Raw genomic sequence first — 536 nt, forward strand, 5'->3', positions numbered from 1 at the left:
CGTTATTCTACAAAGCCGGTCGGGCGCCATGGCGGCTCCCAGTAAGGGAGGGCGAATACAAGACGACGTTTCTGGGGATCGGATTCTACAAGGACCTGGGCGGCCGCAACCTGATGACCAGCACCGCCCAAATGTTCGACGAGCGTGGTCGGGGTCTTATCTTGCGGGGCGGAAAGGCGTTGCACGATAAGCACGACCGGCATCCTTATCTCGAGCGCGGCGATGCATACCAGCTCGTCGTCCGGTCGCTGGAGGAGTATCGCGCGCAACACGGCCATATGCCGGCGCGGCTGGTGATCATGAAGACGTCCCGGTTTGACGGAGCCGAGGCGGACGGCATGATGGCCGCGGCGACTGATGCGGGGATCTCTTTCCGCGATTTGGTGTGGGTGTCGGAAAGTCCGCACCAGATGCTCATGCGAGAGGGCAACTACCCTACGTTTAGGGGAACTGCAGTGGAGCTCGGCGACGAACTGATGCTATACACGCGCGGAAGCGTGCCGTGGTATCGCACCTATCCGGGAATGAGGACGCCC

The 536-nt window shown here is 61.6% G+C and carries 1 pseudogene; it reads left to right on the forward strand.

Features of this window, described 5'->3' with window-relative positions:
* Positions 1–113: 113 nt before the first annotated feature.
* Positions 114–536: pseudogene (locus DM995_RS18735) on the forward strand (argonaute/piwi family protein); the annotation flags it as partial.

The sequence above is a fragment of the Blastomonas sp. UPD001 genome, assembly GCF_003426715.1.
Taxonomy (GTDB): Bacteria; Pseudomonadota; Alphaproteobacteria; order Sphingomonadales; family Sphingomonadaceae; genus Blastomonas.